Source organism: Paraliobacillus ryukyuensis (assembly GCF_003315295.1).
Classification (GTDB): domain Bacteria; phylum Bacillota; class Bacilli; order Bacillales; family Amphibacillaceae; genus Paraliobacillus; species Paraliobacillus ryukyuensis.
In genome coordinates this window covers 26,989-51,599 of record NZ_QNRI01000004.1, presented here as the reverse complement: position 1 = coordinate 51,599, position 24,611 = coordinate 26,989, and the positions used below count along the sequence as shown (strand labels likewise).

At 35.4% G+C, this 24,611-nt stretch carries 19 protein-coding genes and 1 other annotated feature; of the genes, 4 read left to right on the top strand and 15 right to left on the bottom strand.

What is annotated here, in order from left to right; all coding sequences use genetic code 11:
- The first annotated feature begins 17 nt into the window (after positions 1–17).
- Positions 18–812 (top strand): NAD kinase, encoded by a 795-nt coding sequence (locus DES48_RS07850; RefSeq protein WP_113868264.1) that lies wholly within the window; start codon positions 18–20, stop codon positions 810–812.
- Between the two features lie 60 nt (positions 813–872).
- Here DES48_RS07850 and DES48_RS07845 read toward each other — a convergent pair whose 3' ends face one another.
- The 6 genes from DES48_RS07845 to ezrA all read right to left on the bottom strand — a co-directional run bounded on the left by DES48_RS07845 (position 873) and on the right by ezrA (position 7,441).
- A complete protein-coding gene (locus DES48_RS07845) occupies positions 873–2,465 on the bottom strand; it encodes an amidohydrolase (RefSeq protein WP_113868263.1) in 1,593 nt (530 codons plus the stop codon).
- 106 nt (positions 2,466–2,571) lie between these two features.
- Positions 2,572–2,772, bottom strand: coding sequence for an alpha/beta-type small acid-soluble spore protein (locus DES48_RS07840; protein WP_079708250.1), 201 nt, complete (start codon positions 2,770–2,772; stop codon positions 2,572–2,574).
- Between the two features lie 117 nt (positions 2,773–2,889).
- Positions 2,890–4,089, bottom strand: coding sequence for a tRNA uracil 4-sulfurtransferase ThiI (thiI, locus tag DES48_RS07835; protein WP_113868260.1), 1,200 nt, complete (start codon positions 4,087–4,089; stop codon positions 2,890–2,892).
- Between the two features lie 6 nt (positions 4,090–4,095).
- Positions 4,096–5,235, bottom strand: coding sequence for a cysteine desulfurase family protein (locus tag DES48_RS07830; RefSeq protein ID WP_113868258.1), 1,140 nt, complete (start codon positions 5,233–5,235; stop codon positions 4,096–4,098).
- Between the two features lie 159 nt (positions 5,236–5,394).
- The gene (locus DES48_RS07825; protein WP_113868256.1) at positions 5,395–5,733 is read right to left on the bottom strand and encodes a hypothetical protein; all 339 of its coding nucleotides are present in this window, start codon (positions 5,731–5,733) and stop codon (positions 5,395–5,397) included.
- A gap of 13 nt (positions 5,734–5,746) precedes the next feature.
- Positions 5,747–7,441: a septation ring formation regulator EzrA gene (gene ezrA / locus DES48_RS07820; protein WP_113868254.1), complete on the bottom strand. Its 1,695-nt coding sequence runs from the start codon at positions 7,439–7,441 to the stop codon at positions 5,747–5,749.
- 312 nt (positions 7,442–7,753) lie between these two features.
- On the opposite strand from ezrA, the gene DES48_RS07815 reads away from it, so the two are divergent.
- Positions 7,754–8,233, top strand: a complete 480-nt coding sequence (locus DES48_RS07815) for a GAF domain-containing protein (RefSeq protein ID WP_079708245.1) — start codon at positions 7,754–7,756, stop codon at positions 8,231–8,233.
- A 48-nt stretch (positions 8,234–8,281) separates the two neighbouring features.
- Here DES48_RS07815 and DES48_RS07810 read toward each other — a convergent pair whose 3' ends face one another.
- Positions 8,282–10,159 (bottom strand): sensor domain-containing diguanylate cyclase, encoded by a 1,878-nt coding sequence (locus tag DES48_RS07810; protein WP_113868252.1) that lies wholly within the window; start codon positions 10,157–10,159, stop codon positions 8,282–8,284.
- A 372-nt stretch (positions 10,160–10,531) separates the two neighbouring features.
- Here DES48_RS07810 and rpsD point away from each other — a divergent pair, with 372 nt between their 5' ends.
- Positions 10,532–11,134, top strand: coding sequence for a 30S ribosomal protein S4 (gene rpsD, locus DES48_RS07805; RefSeq protein WP_079708243.1), 603 nt, complete (start codon positions 10,532–10,534; stop codon positions 11,132–11,134).
- A gap of 294 nt (positions 11,135–11,428) precedes the next feature.
- On the opposite strand, the gene ahpF is transcribed toward rpsD, so the two are convergent.
- The 4 genes from ahpF to tyrS all read right to left on the bottom strand — a co-directional run bounded on the left by ahpF (position 11,429) and on the right by tyrS (position 16,094).
- Positions 11,429–12,955 (bottom strand): alkyl hydroperoxide reductase subunit F, encoded by a 1,527-nt coding sequence (gene ahpF / locus DES48_RS07800; RefSeq protein ID WP_113868250.1) that lies wholly within the window; start codon positions 12,953–12,955, stop codon positions 11,429–11,431.
- A gap of 14 nt (positions 12,956–12,969) precedes the next feature.
- Positions 12,970–13,536, bottom strand: coding sequence for an alkyl hydroperoxide reductase subunit C (gene ahpC / locus DES48_RS07795; protein WP_079708241.1), 567 nt, complete (start codon positions 13,534–13,536; stop codon positions 12,970–12,972).
- 215 nt (positions 13,537–13,751) lie between these two features.
- Entirely contained in the window at positions 13,752–14,708 is a 957-nt protein-coding gene (pfkA, locus tag DES48_RS07790) for a 6-phosphofructokinase (RefSeq protein WP_425451867.1), read from the bottom strand.
- A 117-nt stretch (positions 14,709–14,825) separates the two neighbouring features.
- Positions 14,826–16,094 (bottom strand): tyrosine--tRNA ligase, encoded by a 1,269-nt coding sequence (gene tyrS / locus DES48_RS07785; RefSeq protein ID WP_079708239.1) that lies wholly within the window; start codon positions 16,092–16,094, stop codon positions 14,826–14,828.
- Positions 16,095–16,148: 54 nt separating this feature from the next.
- Positions 16,149–16,362 (bottom strand) — a binding site (T-box leader).
- Between the two features lie 132 nt (positions 16,363–16,494).
- Here tyrS and DES48_RS07780 point away from each other — a divergent pair.
- A complete protein-coding gene (locus tag DES48_RS07780) occupies positions 16,495–19,473 on the top strand; it encodes a transglycosylase domain-containing protein (RefSeq protein WP_113868246.1) in 2,979 nt (992 codons plus the stop codon).
- 1,023 nt (positions 19,474–20,496) lie between these two features.
- On the opposite strand, the gene motS is transcribed toward DES48_RS07780, so the two are convergent.
- The 4 genes from motS to DES48_RS07760 all read right to left on the bottom strand — a co-directional run bounded on the left by motS (position 20,497) and on the right by DES48_RS07760 (position 24,496).
- Positions 20,497–21,294 carry a flagellar motor protein MotS gene (motS, locus tag DES48_RS07775; protein WP_079708236.1) on the bottom strand — a complete coding sequence of 266 codons (798 nt, stop codon included), beginning with the start codon at positions 21,292–21,294 and terminating at the stop codon, positions 20,497–20,499.
- Complete coding sequence (motP, locus tag DES48_RS07770; protein ID WP_079708235.1) at positions 21,281–22,105, bottom strand: flagellar motor protein MotP; 825 nt, start codon at positions 22,103–22,105, stop codon at positions 21,281–21,283. The genes motS and motP overlap by 14 nt, the downstream gene beginning before the upstream one ends.
- Before the next feature lie 86 nt (positions 22,106–22,191).
- Entirely contained in the window at positions 22,192–23,193 is a 1,002-nt protein-coding gene (ccpA, locus tag DES48_RS07765) for a catabolite control protein A (protein WP_113868244.1), read from the bottom strand.
- 241 nt (positions 23,194–23,434) lie between these two features.
- Positions 23,435–24,496: a bifunctional 3-deoxy-7-phosphoheptulonate synthase/chorismate mutase gene (locus DES48_RS07760; RefSeq protein WP_113868242.1), complete on the bottom strand. Its 1,062-nt coding sequence runs from the start codon at positions 24,494–24,496 to the stop codon at positions 23,435–23,437.
- Positions 24,497–24,611 lie beyond the last annotated feature (115 nt).

Genomic DNA, 24,611 nt, shown 5'->3' with positions numbered 1-24,611 from the left:
TAACTAGGAGGAATCGTATGACCTCATCCATTTATTTTTATTATAAAAAAGATCACGTTACGAAAGAAACATTGGAATTATTAGAAAAACTAGCTATTTCTTATCAATTTGTGGTGACCAAGAAAAGTAATGTAGCGGATTACATTATTTGTTTAGGAGATGATGGCGTTTTTTTACAAAGCGTCAGAAACACAGGTTTTCGCGAAAATTGCACGTATATTGGGATGTCACTTACCAATGCGCATGGATTGTATAATGACTTTTCGTTAGAAGAACCGGAAACACTGTTTCAAACACTAACTTTTGCACCTGTTGAGACGGAACAATTTCCTCTGGTTGATGTGTCTATTAATGATGAGGTACCTTTTTATTGTCTTAACGAAGTTAGTATTCGATCTTCTATTATTAAAACAATTGCTATCGAAGTATATATCGATAACCTATATCTGGAACGATTTCGAGGTGATGGTCTCATTGTATCCACACCATCAGGAAGTACCGCTTATAATAAATCGTTAAATGGAGCGATTTTAGACCCTACGATGCCTTGCTTTCAAATGACTGAAATTGCTTCTTTAAACAACAACGACTATCGCACACTTGGAACTTCCCTTGTACTGTCACATAACAAAAAACTACGTTTAGAAATTATTCAAGATGGCAACGATCATCCTATTATTGGGTTAGATAACGAGGCATATGCCATACGAAATATTAATAATATCTCTGTCCAAATGACGAATAAATTTATTCATTTAATTAAACTCCCTAACAATAATTATTGGGAAAGAATTAAACGAACTTTTTTATAAAACTAACTAATATTAAAGGACCTGAAGACGGGGAATTGTCCAGGTCCTTATTTGCGCGTACTACCTCTGAAACATTACTTCTCCATCCACCACTGTTTTTACCACTCGTACTTGATCAATCTTTTCTTTGCTTACTTTAAAAAGGTCTTGATCAAGTATTGTAAAATCAGCTACATAGTCAGGTGAAATAATACCACGTTCATATTCTTTATTGATGATATAGGCACTTCCTTTAGTGTATAAAGAGATTGCTTCATAAATTGATAATTGTTGTTCTTTTTGATATATGTTTCTGTCGATACTTGATTGTCGCAACACAGCAGCTTTTATTCCAGCTAACGGGTTAACATTTTCAATAGGTGCATCTGAACCTGCTGCGCAAGGTATCTCTTTTTCTAAATAAGTTTTCCAAGGATATGCTTGTTTTGCACGCTGCTCTCCTAATCGTTTAATTACCCACGGAAAGTCAGAAGCAACAAAAGACGGTTGAATATCCAGAGTAATGTTCATTTTAGTTAATTTGTCGATAATTTCTTGATCAACAATTTGTGCATGGATAATACGATCACGTCTTCCATTGTTTAACGGATATTTTTGTAATAATTGAATCACACGAAGGATAGCTTGATCGCCGATAGCGTGTATGGCTACAGGTAAACCAAAACTTCTCGCATGTGTAATTAATTCTTCCAGTTTCATTTCCGAATGAGTTGGAATGCCTTTATTTTCTGGATCATCCGTATAAGGTGCGCGTAACCATGCTGTACGGCCCCCTAAAGCACCGTCAGAAAAAATCTTCATCGCACCTAATTCCACAAAATCATTTCCATCACCGTAAGATAAACCGGCATGTACCATATCATTGACTACTTCGTGATGAACTAATAAGTGTGCGCGAAATTTCTTTGTTTCACCTAATACACTTTGATAAGCGCCTAATGTTTTCGTAAAACTATCCTTTCCGTAATACCCTAAATCTTCTGTGTGTCCACCTACTAATCCTAAAGCCAATAGATCATTAACAGAAGTTTCAATTAATTGTATCAATGTTTCTTTCGATATATCAGGAATGATTTGTTTAATAAGTTCTTGCGCAGTATCTAGAAAATATCCCGTTGGCATTCCCGTTGCATCACGTACAATTTTACCTCCAACCGGGTCGATCTGATCCTTTGTAATACCTGCTAATTCAATCGCTTTTGAATTGGCAATAATCGCGTGTCGACAAACTCTTGTTAGCATGATCGGATGATCAGTGCTAATTTGATCAAGTTCTATGCGATCGATAATTCTTGGCACATCCCATTGGTTTTCATTCCAACCTTCAGCTATTAACCATGATCCCTTTTCCAATAGCTTGATGCGATCATCTAAGGCTGACAACACTTCTTCCGCACTTCTCATAGCTGATAAATCTAAATGTTTTAGTTTTTCGCCATGACCAACAATATGTAAATGACTATCGACAAATCCCGGATACATACATGTACCATGTAAATCTTCTATATGGGTTATACTCATTCTGTATTGGTTCATAAGCTCCGCATAGTTACCGACTTTAATAATCTTTCCTTTATCAGTATATACTGCTTCATACACTTCATTTTCTTTTGTCATTGCATAAATAGTGCCACCATACCATAATGTCCCCAATTTACTTATCCCCTTTATTACGATATATGTATCATACCATACCAGAAGTATCACCTATTTAAAAGAGTAGTGCTTCGAAAAGCACTACTCTATAGCCAATTGTATTTTATTTTGGTTGTCCACCTAATTGTTGTTCAGCCATTTGAACTAAACGTTTTGTAATTTCTCCACCAACAGAACCGTTAGCACGAGAAGTTGTATCTGGACCAAGATTTACATTAAATTCTTGTGCAATTTCATATTTCATTTGATCTAATGCTTGGCTTACACCAGGTACTACTAATTGATTTGAAGTGTTACTTGCCATGATGTTTTCACCTCCTCTGTGGTACATCTCTAGAATGTGCAGAAAGAGGTGATGTCATACAGAAAATTCACTGGTAGTTGTTTCATCTAAAACCTGTATTTTGGTAGTAACTCAAGTTTAAAATAAATCTGCGAAAGTGTCTTTTTCCTGTTTTAGAGGGAAGGTGATGGTCTCGATGTCGTTCATAATGTCCGTAATATCGCCTTCCACATCCATTAATCCCTCAAAATATTTTACTTTGTCCAGTTTTGGTTTCGTCTTTGGCGCATTTGGTACAAAAACGGTACAGCAATCTTCATAAGGACGAGTGGAAATATCATAGGTATCAATTTGTTGAGATATGCGTATGATGGCTTCTTTATCCATTGAAACTAAAGGACGTAATAACGGATAATTTGTAACTTCATTTATCGCATGCATGCTCTCCATTGTTTGACTGGCTACTTGTCCTAAACTTTCACCTGTCGTAAGCGATAAAATATTTTCTTTAGCTGCAATTTTTTCACTAATTTTCAGCATCATACGACGCATAACTGTCATCGAATAACCATAAGGAATCTCACGGTGTATTTTTTGTTGTAAAGCAGTAAACGGTACAATGTGCACTTTGATCTCATTACCAAAAAATGTTAATCTGTCAGCTAAATCAAGTACTTTTTGCTTCGCTGCTTCACTTGTATAAGGTGGAGAGTGGAAGTGTACAGCTTCTAATTTCACTCCACGTCCCATCATTAAATAACCTGCAACAGGACTGTCTAATCCGCCAGAGAGAAGTAGCAATGTTTTACCAGCTGATCCCACCGGTAAACCTCCTGCACCTTTAATCCGAGTTGATGTAATATAAGTTCCTTGTTTGCGAATATCAATATGCAATTCCACATCTGGATGATGCACGTCCACCGTGTAATCTTCAGTATTTGTTAGCAGATGGGAACCAATAACATGATTAAATTCTTGTGAACCAATTGGAAAATCTTTATCTGCCCGCTTGGTAGTGATTTTAAATGTCCGAGCGTCAGTTGCTTCTTTCAGTGCTTGTAAAGCAGCATGTTTAATCTGCTCTGTGTCATTGTCAACTTTAATCGCTAGACTAAGACTTTGTACACCATAAATAGTTTGACACGCTTCTATAATTGGTTCAGGGTCTTGGCCATTTAACAAAATGGTCATGCGATCACGGGAATTTTTTATTTTTAATTCAGGATAATTAATTAATTTTGTTCGAACATTTTCGTGTAACTGATAAATGAATTTTTTTCGATTTTTATTTTTTAATGATAGTTCGCCATAGCGAATTAATATATGATCGTATAACATGTTTATCTACCCCATTACTTTACTCAATTGTTGAATTACTTTCCGCAAGGAACGACAAAATAATTCAATTTCTTCTTTTGTGTTTTGATAAGACAAACTTACGCGCAAACCAGATTTACTACGTTCTTGTGAAAAACCAACTGCATGAAGCACAGCACTTTCATCTGGTTTTTTAGATGAACATGCTGATTTTGTCGAGATAAAAATCTCTCTCTCTCCAAGTGCATGGATGATTACTTCTGGTTTGTAACCAGGTATAGAGAAATTCAATATCTGTGGTGCTTGACTAGGAGATGTATTAATCATGATTTCTGGGATTTCTTGTAGTAATTCTCGAAGCAACTGGTTAAGTTCATCCAAGTGGTTCTTGCTATTTATTTCTTGTTCTTTTATTAAACGCATTGCCTTCACAAGTGAAACATCACCCGCTACATTTTCTGTTCCAGAGCGATAGTTCCCTTGCTGATTACCACCATGAAATAATGAAAATAACGTTGTTCCTTTTTTTACATATAGTATACCAGTACCTTTTAGTCCATGTATTTTATGTCCAGAAATTGTACATAAATCAATACCGCTATCATGTAATGGTAACGTTTGTTTACCAAAACCTTGCACATGATCAACATGAAAATAAGTTGTTGGACGTTTTTTTATTAATTGACCAATTGCTTCTATTGGTTGAATAGAGCCAAGTTCATTATTGATATGCATAATACTAACGAGTATCGTTTTATCTGTTAACGCTTGCTTCACATCTTTTACATCTACCGTTCCATGTTCATTAACAGGTAAATAAGTGACATCAAACCCTAATGTTTCTAATGAGTGACACGCTTCTAAAACAGACGGGTGCTCAATTTGAGTGGTAATAATATGATTTCCCCTATTTTGATGTGCCAACGCAATGCCTTTAATAGCTGTATTGTTCCCCTCTGTTCCACCTGAAGTAAAAATAATTTCACTTGAAGTAACACGTAAAATCTCTGCTGCTTGTTCATGTGCTTTTCTTAACAGCGTCTCTGCTTCAAGACCAAAACGATGAACAGAAGAAGGATTACCATAATATTTTTGTGATATTTGAAGAAAACTCTCTAAAACGGAAGGATCAGGTTTCGTTGTTGCACTATTGTCAAAGTATATCATTAATTAGTCCCCTTGTTTTCCATTATGCAATGCAATATATTAACATACAAAGCCAAGAATAGAAAGTTATTTGCGTGAAGTTTGTTGATAGCTATTCTAAATTAGAAATTTCCATCAAAAATCCCTTACTACTTATCAGCAAGGGATTTACTTACATTATTACTCAATATTTAATTCAGCCAACAAGTTATCAATAGAAACAGGATTGCTTTTCTCTAAATCATACATTACATCTTGCGTCGGATTAGATTCCTTCTGTTCATTCTTTGGTTTCGCTGATTTTTTTTGTTCTGATTGTTTGACTGTATTAGCGTCATTTGAATGATGCTCAAATCGAGCAAACTGCCCGTGTTGGGCATTGATTTTTACTTTTTGGTATGTCACTTCTTTTTGATTACTTGCAAGTTTTGGATCGGTTTGCCCTATTAGTAAGAAGAAAAATAAAACCCACACACTGATTGCAGTAACTGACACTCCTATGACAAGCCATCGTCTCACTATTAATTTCCTCCTAGCTTGGAACTTTAACGAAGTCTTCTAGTTTTTTTAATGCTCCTGGTTCAATTTCTTCTAGAGCACTAGCCGCTGCTTCCAAGGCATCTTCATAAGCATAATCTCTAAATTTGTGCTCTGCTTCCTCTAACTTCGAAGCTAATAATGGATATTTACTACGGTAGCGATTTGCATATTGTATGACCGTTTCAACTAAATAAGCTTGTTCAATTAATGCATCACTTTGTTCAATTAAAGTATTAACGGAAGTTTCTGCTTCTTGCAAAGCATTAGATACTTCTCCCATATCCAATGGTTGTTCCTCGAGTTTGTGCATAACTAAATCACTTTTATCCGTTGCTTCATCAAGTAAATTCCATATATACGATGGTACACCAGGTAAATTACTTTTTTGTAATTTTTTATTCGTATGAAGCAAGTCTCGCTTCAACGTTGTAACTTTTTGTCGTGCTTCGATTTCATCTTTTCGAATATTTTGTAGTTGTTCTTTAAACTCTTGATGAGAATGCTGTAATTGTTCTAAATCATTTCGACTAGCTTTCAATTGATCTTGCAAAGTGACATAGGTTTGCTTTTCTCCCTCAAGATCTTGTTCAATCTGACCCAATTGTTTTTCTAATTGATGGATCCATTTATCTAGATTTGCGTATAATTCCAAATCACTAGCCTCTAAATAATACGTTTGTTGCAATCGTTCTACTTCTTCGTTTGTTCCTTGGAACTCATTAACGATATCATCTAAATTTGATTTAACAGTAGTGATATGTTTCTCGATATAATTCTTCGCTTTTGCTTCATCTTCAAGCAAATTGTAGATATCTGCAACACGATCCTCAATCGATTGTGTAATGTCATTAACTTCGCTCATATCACCATTTTCAAGTTGCATGACACTTGTAGAAAGTTGTCGTAAATGATTATTTAATTCGCTTTCTAAACCTAGGTTATCAATACGGTAACCTTCTTGTTTCATTTCTCGAATTCCTCTTAACAATTCCTCGATACGATCTGGTAGTTCTCTTTTTGTTTTTTTGTAAATAACGGGGAATTCATCTATTCTTTCTTCTTCAGTGACAACATTTTCTCTTAATTGATCAACAAGTTGTTTCGCTTCATAGTAATTTCCTAAATCGACAGCTTCTTGATATTCTTCAAGTAGTTGTTGCAATCCTTGAATTTCCATTTCAAACTTTGGTTCAGCATCGCCATATAAATATCTGTTTTGGATTAGTTTATGGCGTAATTCTTTGATTTTCGGCTGTATTTCTTCAACTTCTTTACGACTCTGTTTTTCAGAGTCAAGCAAATCATCTAATTCATTAAACATTTGCTCAATCATATCTTCAATGTTTTGCAATATTTGTTTCACTTGTTTCAAATTTTTATTCGCAGTTGAAATTTTAAATCGATCAGCAGCCTCTTCAGCATCTAGTAGAAATTCTTCAATATCAGGAAGCTCTCTTGTCAATATTTGATCCCAAGTACTTTTCCAACTTTCAAACTGTTCTTGCGTCTCGCCTGATAAATTTAAACTTTTTACTCGTTGTAGTTCAATGGACACATTACGATTCATAATATCCATTTTCCAACTCTCATGTCGATCAACTTCATCATATACTCTTTTTCTCAGTATCAATCCAATAACAATTAATACGATGATTACTAGAATTCCACCTATGATATAAGGAACCATGCCAATCCTCCTCAAACAACCCAATCTATATCTTATCTATTGATTCGTTCTTATTTATTTTAAAAATTTTTAATTTACGTAAGCTTTTATTCACTTACGATACTATTGAAACACTTCAATTTCTTATGGATTACAACTATAATATCATGTTCCGACAGTTTTTGGCTAAAAAATTTCAAAAATATTGACTGTTTGACATTATTCTTTATAATTAGCATTTATTTTGGACCTTGATGAAAGTAATTGATTGCGTCCATTTTGCTTTCATTTTATAATGAAACCAGTTTGGTGTTCACCATTGGAGGGGATCTTATGTTTCAAGCAGAATCATACTTATCAACAAGAGAAAAAAATTATCAATTAGTTATAAAACAAATAGAAGCACTACTCGAAGGAGAACCGGATCAGCTAGCAAATCTTTCGAATGCCTCAGCACTTTTAAACCAATTCTTAACAGAAGTGAATTGGGTAGGATTTTATTTATTGAAAGAAGATGAACTGGTATTAGGACCATTCCAGGGCTTACCTGCGTGTGTGCGCATCGCTGTGGGTAAAGGTGTATGCGGAACAGCGGTTAGCGAAAAACAAACGCAGCGTGTGGCAGATGTTAATCAATTCCCGGGACACATTGCTTGTGATGCCGCTAGTCAGTCTGAAATCGTGGTGCCTTTGATAAAAGATGATAAAGTAATCGGTGTATTAGATATTGATAGTCCAATTAAAAATAGATTTGACGAAATTGATCAAACCTACTTAGAGAAATTTGTAGAAACCTTAAATCGTTTTATATAAAAAATAAAGCTCCTCATAAACATAAAACACATGAGGAGCTTTATTTTATTAATTAATTTTTACTACACCGTTTTTTCCTAATCGCTTTGCTTCATAAAGAGAGCGATCTGCTTGATCAAATAATTGTTGCATATTTATCGGTCGATATCGATTCCAACAAGCCATTCCAATGGAAATAGTGATACTAGGATTTGTTTTTTCTTCTACATCAATGACTAAATGGGATGCAATCTTCATTCCCGCTTCCGTTGTTAATTCTGGCAAGTATACAGCAAGTTCTTCTCCACCCCACCTAGCAGCGAATCCGATCTCTTCTGTACATTCACGTAATATATGGGAAACTTGAACGAGTAATTTATCCCCCATTTCATGTCCGTAAGTATCATTGATGTTTTTAAAATCGTCAATATCTATTAGTAAAAACACCCCGCGCTCATCGTTTTCCAGATGATATTCGCATTTCTCATCTAAAAACCTGCGAGCATATAACTTAGTCAAATAATCAGTAATTAACGACTGTTCAAGTTGTTCTCTTAACTGCGAGTTGACAAATGCAAGTGTTGAGTGTTGGACAATCGATCGAATTAATTTAAAGTCATCGAATGAAAAGAAATTGGGTTGATGATTCAGTAAGATAACAATACCTTTTAATTCTTCGGATTGGATCATTGGCATCATCATCACAGACTTTAATTTCGTATGGATTTGCGGATATTTCTTTTCAAAATCACCGACAAATATGGCTTCTTTTTGTTTCTTGATTACAGGGAATATATCTCTCGCTAACGTATCTAGTAGATCGCTATGAAAACAATCAGATGATTGTTGTAGTAGGACATAATCTGTACTATCATCTTGAAATAAAATGAATCCAATATCTTCAACTTCAAACGATGTTTTTAATTGCTCTTTCAGAAAATTTGCCGTATCCGCTAATCGTAAGTTTGCATTTAATCGATGTGTAATCTCATTAATTAATTGCAAATCTGAGATTAACTGTGTAGATTGTTCATATAACTGGGCGTTTTCTAGTGCATTCCCAGCAGAATCTGCTAATATGCGAAAGAAATCAATGGCATCATCGTCAAATTGAATCAACTGCTTTACTTTGATTTGAAGCACCCCGTATATCCCTTGTTTCCCACGCAAAGGTGCAAATAAATAAGATTTGTTTTTTTCGATGTTTTGTTCTTGTCGCATCTCTCCTGTTAAAAAAGCCTGAATACTTTGTTTTTCTACATACTTATCATTATAATTTAATTCTTTTACAGGTAATTTTCGCTCATTTTTATAGTTGCGTGATAAAAATAAATTACATGTAAAATATGGGTAGATAGATTGTATCGTATTAACTATTTCCTCTAATACGTCTGAAGGGTTCATGGACGAATTTAATTTTTGTGTCACTCGATACATTAGCTCATATTTATTAGCTTGTTCTTTCGTTTGAAGGTGTGTTTTAGTATTGTTTAATAAGGAATAACTTTCTTTACAAATAAATTTACAGCGTTTCTCAAATTCTTTTGTTTTTATTTTTCCTTTTGAATATCCTAATAGCATATAGCCAATGATAGATTGATCTTGTTGTATCGGTATCAAATAATTGATACTGGTTGTTAGCGAGTGAAGTGCTTGATCACCATTATGTATTACAATTTTTTTATCATCTGTTACATCCTTATTTATTACTTTATCCTTATATAAAAAACGTTTAAATTGATTGGTTTTTCGAGTACTAACTTGTACCAGTTCAAAGTCAGAAGAAACTGGTGAATATAGGTATAAAACTACATATTCTGCTTCCATATACAATTTAATACGTGAAATTAATTCTTTTTGAAGCGCATGTTCACTATTAATTGTTAACAAGTTATCATTGGTAACAAGTCTGTTATTCAAATCATGCTTGTTTGTTTGATGTGTCATAGTTATCACCTATATTTTAATAAATGTGTAAATCTACTTAATTATCTAAAGTGTTAAAAAATTCAATATATCTATTATATACCAAAGTTTTCTAGGTTACCACCAAAAAATAGTTCTTATGTATCATTTATTTATTCTCCATCTTCCCTATTGACTAAAGTGTTAAAAAAACATATAATGGACTTTGTGTAAAAAAGGTAGCCTTTGTGAACCACCGGTTGTTCATTTTGTTCCTTAGCTTTGTAAAAAGTAAGGTGTATCGTGTAACTCTCTGCTGCTGGAGCGATGGTACATGAAAACAAAATGACAGGCGATTATGGAACACTCTGTCTTATTTTATGCAAATCTTATATATAAAGGAGAAGATGTACAATGGCTCGCTATACAGGTCCTGTATGGAAAAAGTCTCGTCGTCTCGGAATTTCACTAACTGGTACTGGTAAGGAGTTAGACAAACGCCCTTACGCACCTGGACAACACGGTCCAAATCAACGTAAAAAGCTTTCAGAATATGGTATGCAATTGCAAGAGAAGCAAAAACTTCGCTTCATGTATGGTGTGAATGAACGCCAATTCCGTAACCTATTTGATAAAGCAGGTAACATGAAAGGTATTCATGGTGAAACATTCATGATTCTATTAGAATCTCGTTTGGATAACCTTGTTTACCGTCTAGGTCTTGCGCGCACACGCAGACAAGCTCGTCAATTGGTTAACCATGGTCACGTAACTGTTGATGGAGGTCGTGTTGACATTCCTTCTTACAGTGTAAAACCTGGTCAAGTTATTGGTTTACGTGAAAAATCACAAAACCTTAACATTATCAAAGAAGCGGTTGAAGCTAACCCATTCGTACCAGAATATCTTTCTTTCGATGAAGAAAAATTAGTAGGTACGTACACTCGTTTACCAGAACGTTCTGAACTACCAGCTGAAATTAACGAAGCACTTATCGTTGAGTTCTACTCTCGTTAATCGGAATGAACTGAATAAACAATGCAAAAAAGCCTTGAAAATGTTGTTATATCAACGTTTCAAGGCTTTTTCTTATGTTTTAATATGTGCAAGATAATGCAGAAAAATGTATGTATTTTCGGTTGGTTTTCGGCCAACAAAATAGGTTCTACCTCAAATATTGGGGTAGGAGTAATAGCTCCTATCCCTTACGTGTTATATTTTGCTTAATTTTTTCATACCCCAACGTATATAATAGAGCCAAATAAAAACTCCTTATAAGGTAAGATCCACTCTACCTTATAAGGAGTTTGTTTAATTTCGTATTAAGTAATCAAAAGCGCCAAGGGATGCTGTTGCACCTGACCCCATCGAAATAATAATCTGTTTGTATGGTGTATCAGTACAATCACCTGCGGCAAATACGCCTGACAAACTAGTTGCACCGTGCTTATCTACAACAATTTCTCCGACACGATTACGTTCCACTATATCGCCTAACCATTCGGTATTTGGAACTAAACCAATTTGAACAAACACACCTGCTAATTCAATATGATGCTCTTCATTGGTATCACGATCAATATAAGTAATACCGTTCACCTTACTATCACCAGTGATTTCAGTCGTTTGTGCATTTTTAATTACTGTCACATTAGACAAGCTATTCACTCGATCTTGAAGCACTTGATCTGCTTTCAATTCAGGTGCAAATTCAAGTACTGTGACGTGCTTAACAATCCCAGCAAGATCAATTGCTGCTTCTATTCCCGAATTACCGCCACCAATAACAGCAACGTCTTTTCCTTCAAATAACGGACCATCACAGTGTGGGCAATAAGCAACACCTTTATTTTTGAACTCAGCTTCTCCCGGAACACCAATATTACGCCAACGTGCACCTGTAGACAGAATCAATGTTTTACTTTTTAATACAGCACCATTTTCAAGTTCCAACTCAACAAAGTCATTTTTTGTTAATTTTTTTGCTTGTTGCAACTTCATGATGTCAACATTATAATCATTGACATGCGCTTCAACACTAGCCATTAACTTAGGGCCTTCTGTGTAGGAATTACTAATAAAGTTCTCAATTCCTAAGGTATCCATCACTTGGCCACCAAAACGTTCTGCAACTATTCCTGTACGGATTCCTTTTCGGGCAGCGTAAATAGCAGCACTTGCACCCGCTGGACCACCACCAACAACTAAGACATCATAAGGATCTTTCCCTTCTAGATCAGATGCATCTGGTGCTTCGCCAAGCTTACCAAGGATTTCTTCTAATGACATACGGCCGCTTCCGAAAAATTCACCATCTAAATAAACAGAAGGTACAGCCATAATATCTTTACGCTCAACTTCTTCTTTGTATACTGCTCCATCAATCATGGTATTTGTAATATTCGGGTTAATTACACTCATAATGTTTAATGCTTGAACCACATCAGGACAATTATGACAAGTTAAACTTACATAGGTTTCAAAATGAAACTCTCCGCGAATATTTTTGATTTGATCAATGACACTATCTTCTACTTTAGGCGGACGTCCACTTACTTGTAATAAAGCCAAGACTAAAGACGTGAACTCATGGCCAAGTGGATTTCCAGCAAATACAATGCCTGTATCTTCGCCAGGACGATTGACACTAAAGCTTGGTGTTCGTTCTAACTGTGTTTCTTCAACAGTAATTTTTTCTGTCATATCAGAGATTTCGTTCACAAGTTCTTTTGTATCTTCTGAAGCTTGATCAGTTCCCGCGCTAACCTTAAGAACAATATTGCCTTCAAGTAATTCAAGGTATTGTGCGAGCTGCTGTTTGATATCTTTATCTAACATGTTTACCGCGCTCCTTAAATTTTACCAACGATATCTAGACTAGGTTTTAAGGTTTCAGAACCTTCTTCCCATTTCGCAGGGCAAACTTCTCCTGGATTTTGACGCACATATTGAGCCGCTTTTACTTTATTAATTAATGTACTTGCATCACGGCCGATTCCGTCTGCGTTAATTTCAACAGTTTGAATCACACCATCTGGATCAATAAGGAACGTTCCACGATCAGCTAAACCAGATGCTTCATTTAATACATCAAAGTTGCGAGAAATTGTTTGAGATGGATCCCCAATCATTGTATATTCAATTGAACCTACTGCAGTAGAATGTTCGTGCCACGCTTTGTGTACAAAGTGCGTATCTGTTGATACAGAGAATACTTCCACACCAAGATCTTTAAGTGTAGCATATTGTTTTTGTAAATCTTCTAATTCTGTTGGACACACAAAAGAAAAGTCTGCTGGATAAAAGCAAACAATGCTCCATTGGCCTTTAAGATTTTCTTCTGTTACTTCAAAAAAGTCTTCGCCAGCTTTAAATGCTGAGGCAGTGAATGGTAGTACTTCTGAACCGATTAATGACATAATTATTTTCCTCCTAGAATGTTAATTAATAATAATTCTAACTCGATATAAATTATTATAAAGTACACATTATGAAAGTCAACCCCATTTTATTTTTTCACGAAATAGTAAAAGTTTATATAATAAATTGAAATAGGTATGCGCTTAGTCTTATTCTCATTTATTATATTTTCATGAGAATAAGTACGATCAATCTATGTTATGATGACAAAACTTTAGACTAAGTCTTCAAAAATTTGATACAATTTGTTGTCCACCGCGTTTTTGGCAGCAAATATGTCATCAAAGGTATGATAGGTAATTTCATTTTTTTGCATACCAAGTGCTACGTTTGTTACATTTTCTTGAATCAATTCAATTACTTTATGTCCCATACGACTAGTAAATAGTCGATCAAAGGCAGTAGGTGTCCCACCACGTTGGATATGTCCTAACACAGTTGGCCTTGTATCTAATTTGGAGTGCTCTTTTATTAAAGCTGCAACCTCTTCTGCAGTCCCCACTCCTTCTGCTACCATAACAATGCTATGTGTTTTTCCGCGTTCAAACCCCTGTGAAAGTTGATTTGCAATCGCTGTAATATCATACGTATACTCTGGAATTAACACAGCATCGACACCACTAGAAATACCTGCTTGTAAAGCAATATCGCCACAATTTCTTCCCATCACTTCAATCACACTTACGCGTTCGTGACTGCTCATTGTATCACGCAAATTACTAATTGCATCCTGCACAACATTTAACGTGGTATCAAAGCCAATTGTATAATCTGTTAGCGGAATATCGTTGTCAATTGTCCCTGGTAACCCATAAGTTTTTATCCCTTTTTTCGCTAATGCTTGTGCTCCACGGTAGCTACCATCTCCACCAATAACAACTAAATAATCTATCCCTTGCTCTTTTAAATTATTCACTGCTTTATTTTGACCTGCATCTGTTTTAAACTCTTCCGATCTAGCTGATTGTAAAAACGTTCCACCACGATATAAGATATCACTCACATCTTTGGTGCCAAGTGTAATAAAGTCGTTTTCCATTAAACCCTTGTACCCTCTTTTCACACCAATCATCTCATATCCATGTGCTAGGCCCGTGCGAACAACCGCACGTATTGCACTGTTCATGCCCTGTGAATCACCACCAGAAGTTAATATTGCAATTTTCTTCATCACCTTCACCCTTTCCAGCTATGTACTAGCGCTTCATTACTTATTCTATCATAGAAAAATATTACAGATAAAAAAGGGATACTCTCTTTTGAGAATACCCCTTTTCAGGTGACATTATTACAGGAATTTAATTAAAAAGTATTTCTTTTTACCTCTTCGAATTATAGTGAATGCATCATCAATTCGATCCATTTCACTCAACTGATAATCCAATGCCTGCTGACGGTCTCCATTAATGTAAATCGCACCATTTTGGATATCTTCACGCGCTTGTCGTTTAGAGGAGGAAATCTTTGCTTCTACCAATAGATCGATTAGTGCTTTTTCTTCTTTTACCAACTCTGTTGTTGGCACATCCTTAAATCCTTGTTCAATCTCTTTTCCATTTAATGCTTTGATATCGCCACTAAATAGCGCTTCAGTGATTTTTTTTGCTTGAGCTAATGCTGCTTCGTCATGAACAAGTACCGTCATTTCTTCAGCTAATCGCTTATGAGGGACACGTTTTTCAGGTGCTGTTTCCAACGCTTGTTCAAGTTCTGCAATCTCTTCCATAGTTAAGAAAGTAAAGTATTTTAAAAACTTAATAACGTCACGATCGTCCGTGTTGATCCAGAATTGGTAGAACTCATATGGAGACGTTTTTTCAGGATCTAACCATACTGCACCTCCAGCTGTTTTACCGAATTTTGTACCATCTGCTTTCGTGATTAGTGGCACGGTAAGTCCGAATACGTTCGCTTCTTCCCCATTTTGTCTTGTGCGACGGATTAGTTCTAATCCAGCTGTGATATTGCCCCATTGGTCACTCCCACCAATTTGAAGGGTACAGTTTTCTTTTTCATACAAATTGAGAAAATCATAAGATTGCAAGATCATGTATGTGAATTCGGTAAATGAAATACCATTTTCTAATCGTGTTTGCACGGAATCTTTAGCAAGCATATAGTTAATACCAAAATGTTTACCTGTATCACGTAAAAATTCAATTAATGTTAAGTTACCTAGCCAATCTGCATTATTTTTAGCAATTGCTGCATTTTCTCCTTGATCGAAATCTAAAATACGTGCCAATTGTTGTTTAATTCGATCACTAAAGTATTGTACGGTTTGTTCATCATTTAATTGACGTTCATCGGATCGTCCACTTGGATCCCCGATCATACCAGTGCCTCCACCAATTAGACCAATTGGACGATGCCCCGATTGTTGAAATCTTTTTAACATAAGAGCAGGAACTAAGTGGCCAATGTGCAAACTATCAGCAGTAGGGTCAAAACCAGCATATACGGTTACCGTTTGCTCACGTAAGTGTTTTACCAATCCTTCTTCATCTGTTGTTTGTTGAATTAATCCACGCGCTTGTAGATCCTTTAAAATCTCCATTGTGTTCAACTCCTAATTTATAATAATAAAAAAAGCGACTAATATGAAATCCCCAAAAGGGACGAATATTAGTCGCGGTACCACCCTTGTTGCAACGTATGCTCGTTGCCACTTCATTTCTTAACGATGCGTGTATTGCACCGTCCTCTATCACAATAGAAGAAGCTCCAGAACGTAATTCACCATTAAATTATGTACTAACTTGCAGCACCGTTAGTTCTCTAAAACAGGGAATTTAATGATTACTTCAATCCTTCTCAGCTAAATTTATTTAACATTGTGTTACATTAATATCACAATACTATTACAAATGCAAGTGAAAGTAATTTTTTTTATCTCAATTCCTTATCATGCTACACATCTGTGCTATAATGTAGATTGGAATTTTAGGAGGGCTATCATGAAATTAAATGAATTATTTCATAAATGGATACAAACTGTCAAACAATGGTGGGAAAAAGGGATTATTCAACGCACATCACGAATTACCTATGACGTAATTTGGAATATTATATTATTTTTTATTGTTATTGGAGTAATCGGTTTATTCTTTGTCGGAGGAGTTGGCGCTGGATACTTTGCCTCACTGGTGAAAGACGAACCCGTTCGATCTGAAGAAGACATGACAACTGCCATATACAATTACTCGGAAACCTCGGAGATATATTTTGATAATGATGTTTTTATGGGAGAAATTAGTTCCGATCTATATCGAGAAGAAGTGGAACTAACCAATGTTTCAGACTGGGTACAGAAAGCGGTTATTGCCACAGAAGATGCTGAATTTGAAGAACACCATGGTGTCGTTCCAAAAGCAGTTCTTCGTGCCATGTTTCAAGAGGTCACCAATTCTGCTGTGAAAACTGGTGGTAGTACATTGACACAGCAAATTATTAAAAATCAAATTTTAACTAATGAAGTATCCTTTGAACGTAAAGCAAAAGAGATATTACTAGCAATGCGTGCCGAACAATTCTTATCTAAAGATGAAATTTTACAAGCTTATTTAAATATTGTTCCATTTGGTAGAAATGCAAACGGCCAAAATATAGCAGGCGTCCAAACTGCTGCCCAAGGAATTTTTGGTGTCGATGCAAAAGACCTTAATTTGCCGCAAGCAGCTTTTATAGCCGGATTACCACAAAGCCCCTTTGCCTATACACCATTTCAAAACGGAGGTAAGGTAAAGGACGAAGAAGGATTACAAGCTGGATTAAGTAGGATGAAAACTGTCCTCTCACGAATGCTAGAAGCAGGTTACATTAATCAAGATGAGTTTGATGAAGCGATCAACTATGATGTTGTTGGTAACTTAGCTGATTCAAGTTCTTCAGCATTCGAAAAATATCCTTATCTAACAAATGAGATTAAGGATCGTGCAGCTGCCATTCTTCAAAAGCAATTGGCTGTTGAAGACGGTTATACAATAGAAGATTTAAACAATAGTGAAGATTTAAGCGAAGAGTATTCCATCAAAGCAGAAAGAGCACTGAGTCAAGGCGGCTATAAAATCAATACAACCATCAATCAAAAGATTTATGACAAGTTTCAAGAAGTCACCAAAGACTATAATAACTTTGGTGTTGAGAAAGTAGCGCGAAATGAAAAAACGAATGAAGTAATCATGACAGAAAACGAAGATGGTGAAGAAGAACCATTAGTACAACCGGTCCAAGCAGGAAGTGTACTTATCGAAAACTCTACCGGTAAAATAATTAGCTTTGTTGGTGGGCGTGACTTTGATATTGCACAGCTTAATCACGCTACACAAGCGAAACGTTCTATTGGTAGTACAGCAAAACCTATACTGGTGTATGCACCAGCAATGGATTTAGGAAAGGTTCAACCAGGCTCCATTATTGCTGACTTGAATGTTGGTAATTATAGTTGGTTACCAGGTAACTATTCAAAAAACACTCACGGGTTAGTAACAGCTAGAAAAGCATTAACAAGTTCTTATAATATCCCTGCAGCTAAAGTATATCAAGATATTTTACCAAACGATCCTGTTGGAAAATATTTCTCAAAAATGGGCTTTAGTAATATTACAGATATACAACATGAAATACCTTCAATGGCAATAGGAACATTTGAAGCGACAGTTGAAGAAAACGTTAATGCTTTTTCTACTTTTGGTAATGACGGAAACTTCGTAGATGCTTATATCATTGAAAGTATAGAAAATATTGATGGGGACAAAGTTTATCAACATGAGAGTAAACCTACTAAAGTTTTCTCTCCGCAAACGAATTATCTTATTTTGGATATGATGAGAGATGTCTTAACACAAGGTACAGCAACTACTGCAAGAGCATACCTAAACAATTCTGGAGTGGACTGGGCAGGAAAAACTGGTACTGGTAGTAGTTATACAGATGGATGGTTTGTTGCTACTAATCCAAATGTATCGCTTGGAACTTGGATTGGATATGATTATAAACAATCATTAGATAGTGGTTATAGTGGTCGAAATCAAGCTTATTGGGCAAAATTAGTCAATGCTGCTACAGCCATTGATCCTGAGCTTATGGCACCAAGTAAAAACTTTAATAGTCCTAGTGGAATTGTATCTAGATCATTCTGTAAAACATCCGGTTTATTAGCGACTAACACTTGCAGTGATTTTGGATTAGTCGGGTCTGACATATACAATGCAAAATATGTCCCAACTAAAAAAGATAACAGTTTAATTGACGGTAGATACGTGGAAGTTAATGGTGAAGCTGTGATTGCAGGTGAAAACACACCTGAAGAATTTGTTAAAGGCGATGGTGTGGCCTTTAATCCAGAATGGTTAGAGGAAAATGGCTATGATAAACTTGGTGATTTATCACAACTTTTCCCAAGAAATAATTCCTTATTCTCAGGTGTTGATATACCTGCTTCAACTGATGAGATAAAGAATGATGGGAAAGCACCAGGCGCTCCAACGTCACTAAGTAAATCAGGAAAACAACTAACATGGAAGAAATCATCAAGTAATGACGTAGTTGGCTATCGTGTGTATCGCGCAGCTAACCCTGATAGTAAATTCAACTTAATTGGAAATACGATAAAAACAAGCTTCTCTATTGGGAATAGCAATGCCGTTTATCAAGTGAAAGCAGTTGATTACTTTGGAAAAGAATCTAATACTTCCAAAGCGTTAGAGGTTGGGGATTTCTCAGAGCCAAAAGAAAAAAAGAAAGAAGAGAATAAAGAGAAATCTAAAGATAATGAAAAACCTACAGAGGAAGCTGAAGAAACAGCTAAAAAAGAAGAAGAAGCTAAAGAAGAAACAGCTAAAAAAGAAGAAGAAGCTAAAGAAGAAGAAGAAAACACTAAAAAAAATAAACCAACTGATGACGACACTAAAAAAAAGAGTGACACCCAACAATAACTAAAATACTACTTTAAGCTACCAATAAGAGTTGGTGGCCTAAGGGCTTGTCAAGAAAAGTGTGGCTCTTCTGCTATTTTTTGCTTTGGAATAAATTAAAAAACTAATTCAAGTACTAAATTTGTAAAACTCTCTATCTTATTGATGGAGAGTTTTTTAGATTTTCTCTTCTCATCTATGGGATAGAAAAATTGCAATTCATTTAATATTAGGTGAAAAGTAATTATATTCCTAATGCACCAAAAAAAATAATTATTCCATAAAAAGAAGGATAATAGAGATAGATGCAGAATGTATAGATCTGTAAGTACAAAAAAGGGAGTGAAGAATATTTTTTAAGTTTTCTAGTCGTTTGTTACGTGTGGTAATGGTTTTAACTTTAATTACTTCAACATTCGTTACAGGTGTTACTCTAAGTAGAACTCTTGAGCTTCACTCGCAACTTAACTATGCTAGAACTTATTATGGTCGTGTATAGTTAGAATGAAGACTCTTACAGAATGATTTTATTAAATAGTTTGCTTTTAATAGTTATGGTTATAACAATATGTTTCGGGATATATTTTTTAGTATTTAAGCATTCTAAAAATAAAATAAGCTATAGTCTAGGCTATTTGTTCATATTAGTTGGTGGATTAGGAGTAGCTTTAATTATTTTCATATAATCAGAAGTAATGGTATAAGTAAACGGGCAGTAATGGTGGTAATTACATTCTTATCTTAAATGCGAAATTATTTGGAGTGGTCAGGAGAAGTACTTGAACTTGTCAATTTTTCTAAGGATATTTTGCTTGTCAAAAAATGCACACCGGAAATTTTGAATTTGACTTCTTATATACATTTCTTTTAAATGGTGATAATAGCTGTGCGGAGTTTTGAGCCACCATTTGCGGAGAATAAGGCCACTTAGTGCGGGGGAGAGAGCACTACACTAAATAAAAAAACTGTGCGAGTAAGAAATCGGATGCATTTCTTACTTACACAGTTAATATTACACTCTCATTCTCTATTGAGAATTGCTTTTTACGTTTCTTCATCTAACTCTAAAATAACAATTTCTACGCGTCTATTTTTACTCCAATTTTCTTCAGAGTTTTTGACTATAGGTCTGGTATCTCCATAACCAACAGCAATGAATCTACTTTCTTCGAGATTACTCTCGTCAGCAATATAACGTATAACACGACTAGCTCTTGCTCCTGATAATTCCCAATTTGAAGGGTATTGCATCGTAGAGATCGGACGGTCATCTGTGTGGCCTTCCACACGCACTTCATTAGGGATGTTGCTTAACAATAAACCAACTTTTTGTAAGAATGGCTTACCAGAAGATTTTAGCTCAGCCTCTCCTGAATCAAATAACACACGCTCTTGTAATATGAGCACAACACCTTGATCTGTTCGGTTAGCTGTTATCGTATTTTCTAAATCATTTTCTCGCAAAAATGTTCTAACTTCAGCTAATAACTCATCTAAAGAATCTTGATTTTCATCCATCACTTGACTGTTCTTTGGTTCGTCTTTATTATTTTCTGATTCAGCTTCACTTGCTGATAAGTTATTTAACCGTTCCTCTGCCCCTTCGTTCTCTTCACGGGGTTCAGAGTTTTCTGTCGGGTGATCCATCTTAAGTGGAGATGGGTAGGTATCAAAGATCATACGATTACGAAATGACTCTGCAACAGCTTCAAATTTCACTTTATCAATTTGTGACATAGAGAACAGCAATATAAAGAACACCAAGATTAGTGTCATCATATCTGAGAATGTTGTCATCCACTTTGGCGCGCCTTTGTCAATCTTTTTTTTACGACGCTTCATTTGCAGCTTCACCTACTACTTCTTCGTCTTCTGTTCCTTGGGCTTTTTTCATATCTTCTGATAAAAAGGCGCTTAATTTTTCTTTTAGAATTCGTGGATTTTGCCCAGATTGAACACCTATGACACCCTCAATAACGATTTGCTTCATGAACACTTCTTCTTCTGTCTTCATTTCTAACTTACCAGCCATCGGAATAAATACAAGGTTAGCTAGTAAAGAGCCATAGAAAGTGGTTAATAAAGCAACTGCCATCTGCGGTCCTAATGTCGATGGATCAGTTAAATTGTTCAGCATTAATACCAAACCAATTAGTGTACCAACCATACCCCAGGCAGGTGCATATTCTCCTGCTTTTTCAATGATTGTTCGACCCTTTTGATGACGATCTTCCATAGCATTAATCTCTGCACTCATAATATCATTAATAACTTCTGGTTCGATTCCGTCAACAGCTAATAAAACACCCTTTTTGATAAAAGGATCATCTACATCTTCCAGTTCATTTTCTAAAGCCAGCAGACCTTCTCTTCTTGCACGTTCTGATAAGCGCTCAAAAAGTCCAATTAACTGTGCCAGGTCTTGTTCATTCTTATTAAATGCTTCCTTGACTACTTTTCCAGTTAACTTAATCTGTTTGAGATTGAAGTTAATCAATAATGCAGCCGCTAGCCCTCCCAATACAATTACAACGGAGGATATTTGTATAAATGAAATAAAACCTCCCATACCACCACTTGAAATTATTCCAAAGGAAATCATAATAAAGCCTAATGTTAGACCAATTGGTGTTAAAATATCTGTTTTTTTCATATACTCTCTCCCTATATGATTACAAACTTGCATGCAATACTCTTACATGCCAAGGGTTTGCATGTTTGATATTTTTTATATCGGCATTATTTTGATTTTGTTGAGTTTCTTTCTATAATTTGGTGAGGTAAAATTACATTTGCATCTTGAACCTCTTCTTTATTCATATATTTTGTTAACAAACGCATCGCAACAGCACCTATATCATACATCGGTTGTACAATTGTAGAAAGGGTTGGACGTACCATTGTCGCAAGCCGTGTATTATCAAAACCAAATACTTCAATGTCTTCTGGTACACGTAACCCTTTATCCTGTATACCATGAATGACGCCCAATGCCATTTCATCAGAAGCTACAAAAATAGCTGTCGGTTTATTTTCTAGTTCTAATAATTTGTCCGTTGCTTCTTTACCAGCATCATATGAATAATCTCCTTTAATTACATAAGAAGGATCAATTGTCTGGTTTGTTTCAACTAGCGCACGTTCATAACCTTTATATTTTAATTCGTTTGTTACAGTTTCTTCTTCACCAGTCACAAAAGCAGGGTGCGCATGCCCATTGTCGATTAGATAATTTGTCGCTTCATAAGCTGCTTGTTCATAATCAATGTTAACGGATGGGACAACCTCGGATGGATCTACAGTTGCCGCTAAAGCAATTGGTACTGGAGATGTTTTGAATTGCTGTGTATGTGCTTCTGTTATTTTCCCACCCATAAAAACAATTCCATCTACTTGTTTTTCTAACATTGTATTAATTAATTGAACTTCTTTTTCTACATTTTGATCTGAATTACTCAAAATAATATTATATTTATACATATTTGCTATGTCATCAATTCCTCGAGCTAGTTCGGAAAAGAATATACTAGATATATCTGGGATAATAACTCCCACAGTGGTTGTTTTTTTACTAGCTAATCCACGAGCTACTGCATTCGGACGATAACCTAATTGTTCAATTGTGTTAAGGACTTTTTTTCTTGTCGCAGGTTTTACATTAGGGTTACCATTTACCACCCTTGATACAGTTGCCATCGATACATTTGCTTCTCTTGCTACGTCGTATATTGTTACGTTCATCTTTCATCAGCCTCCATTGTCTATTCTATCAGATTCATGCATCATTATTAGTTTTCTATTAGAAGTATAGTGGTTATGTACATATTTTTCATGCGTACACATACACAATTATATCAAATTTTTGGTTACTATGTTAGACAATATTATTACTGACTCATTAAACAGTATAAAAATTGCTCTATAGTTGCAAAAAAAATCTACTTACTGGTAAAGTAAGTAGATTTCACCAAAAATATGTTTACTATTTTCTTACTTCTTCCATGAACTTGTTGAATAATTCAAAATCCATTTGTTGTGCTGCATCTGATAAAGCAACCGCTGGATCTGGGTGGACTTCTGCCATTACCCCGTCCGCACCAATTGCTAATGCTGCTTTTGCAGCTGGAATAAGTAAATCTCTTCGACCAGTTGAGTGTGTAACATCAACCATCACTGGTAAATGGGTTTCTTGTTTTAAAATCGGTACCGCAGTAATATCTAATGTATTCCGTGTTGCTTTTTCATACGTCCGAATACCACGTTCACAGAGAATAATATCGCCATTCCCTTTTGAATTAATATATTCTGCTGCATTAATAAAATCAGAAATAGTAGCTGACATTCCTCGTTTAAGCAGAACAGGTTTATTTACTTGACCGGCTGCTTTTAATAATTCAAAGTTCTGCATATTACGCGCGCCAATTTGAATCACATCAATGTACTCTAATGCTTTTTCAATATCTGCTGGATTAACGATTTCACTAACTACTGCTAAATCATATTCATCGGCAACGCGTTTTAAAATTTTAAGGCCTTCAAATCCTAGACCTTGGAAATCATATGGAGAAGTACGTGGTTTAAAAGCGCCCCCTCTCAGTAACTTCATGCCTTTTTCTTTTACTTGTGCTGCAACTTGCGCAACTTGTTCGTAACTTTCCACTGCACAAGGTCCAAAAATAAAGTGTTCATTTCCATCGCCAAATTTTTCTCCGTTTATTTCAATAACCGTATTTTCAGGTTTTTTCTTACGAGAAACCAGTAGCGCTTTACTATGATTATCTTCTTGTAATTCTAATCCTGCTTTAAAAATTTCTTTGAAGAGATGAATAATCGTGGCATTTTCAAATGGGCCGTCATTATGTTCTTTGATTAAATCAAGCATATTACGTTCACGTACAGGATCGTAATTCCGATTTGCTCCTTGTTTTTCTTTCGCTCTCGCCGTTTCTTGTACTAGTTCCGCTCGTTTATTAATCAACTTTAAGATATCTAAATTCACCTGATCTAACTCTTTTCGAAGTTGAGATAATTGTTCATTACTCAAAGTTACTACCCCCTGTTTAGATTTCACGTTATAATGGAATAAGATTTTAATAATTAGGGATTATTATAGCTAATATTTTTGCTATTGTCATCATTATGTTGAAATATTTCGTAAA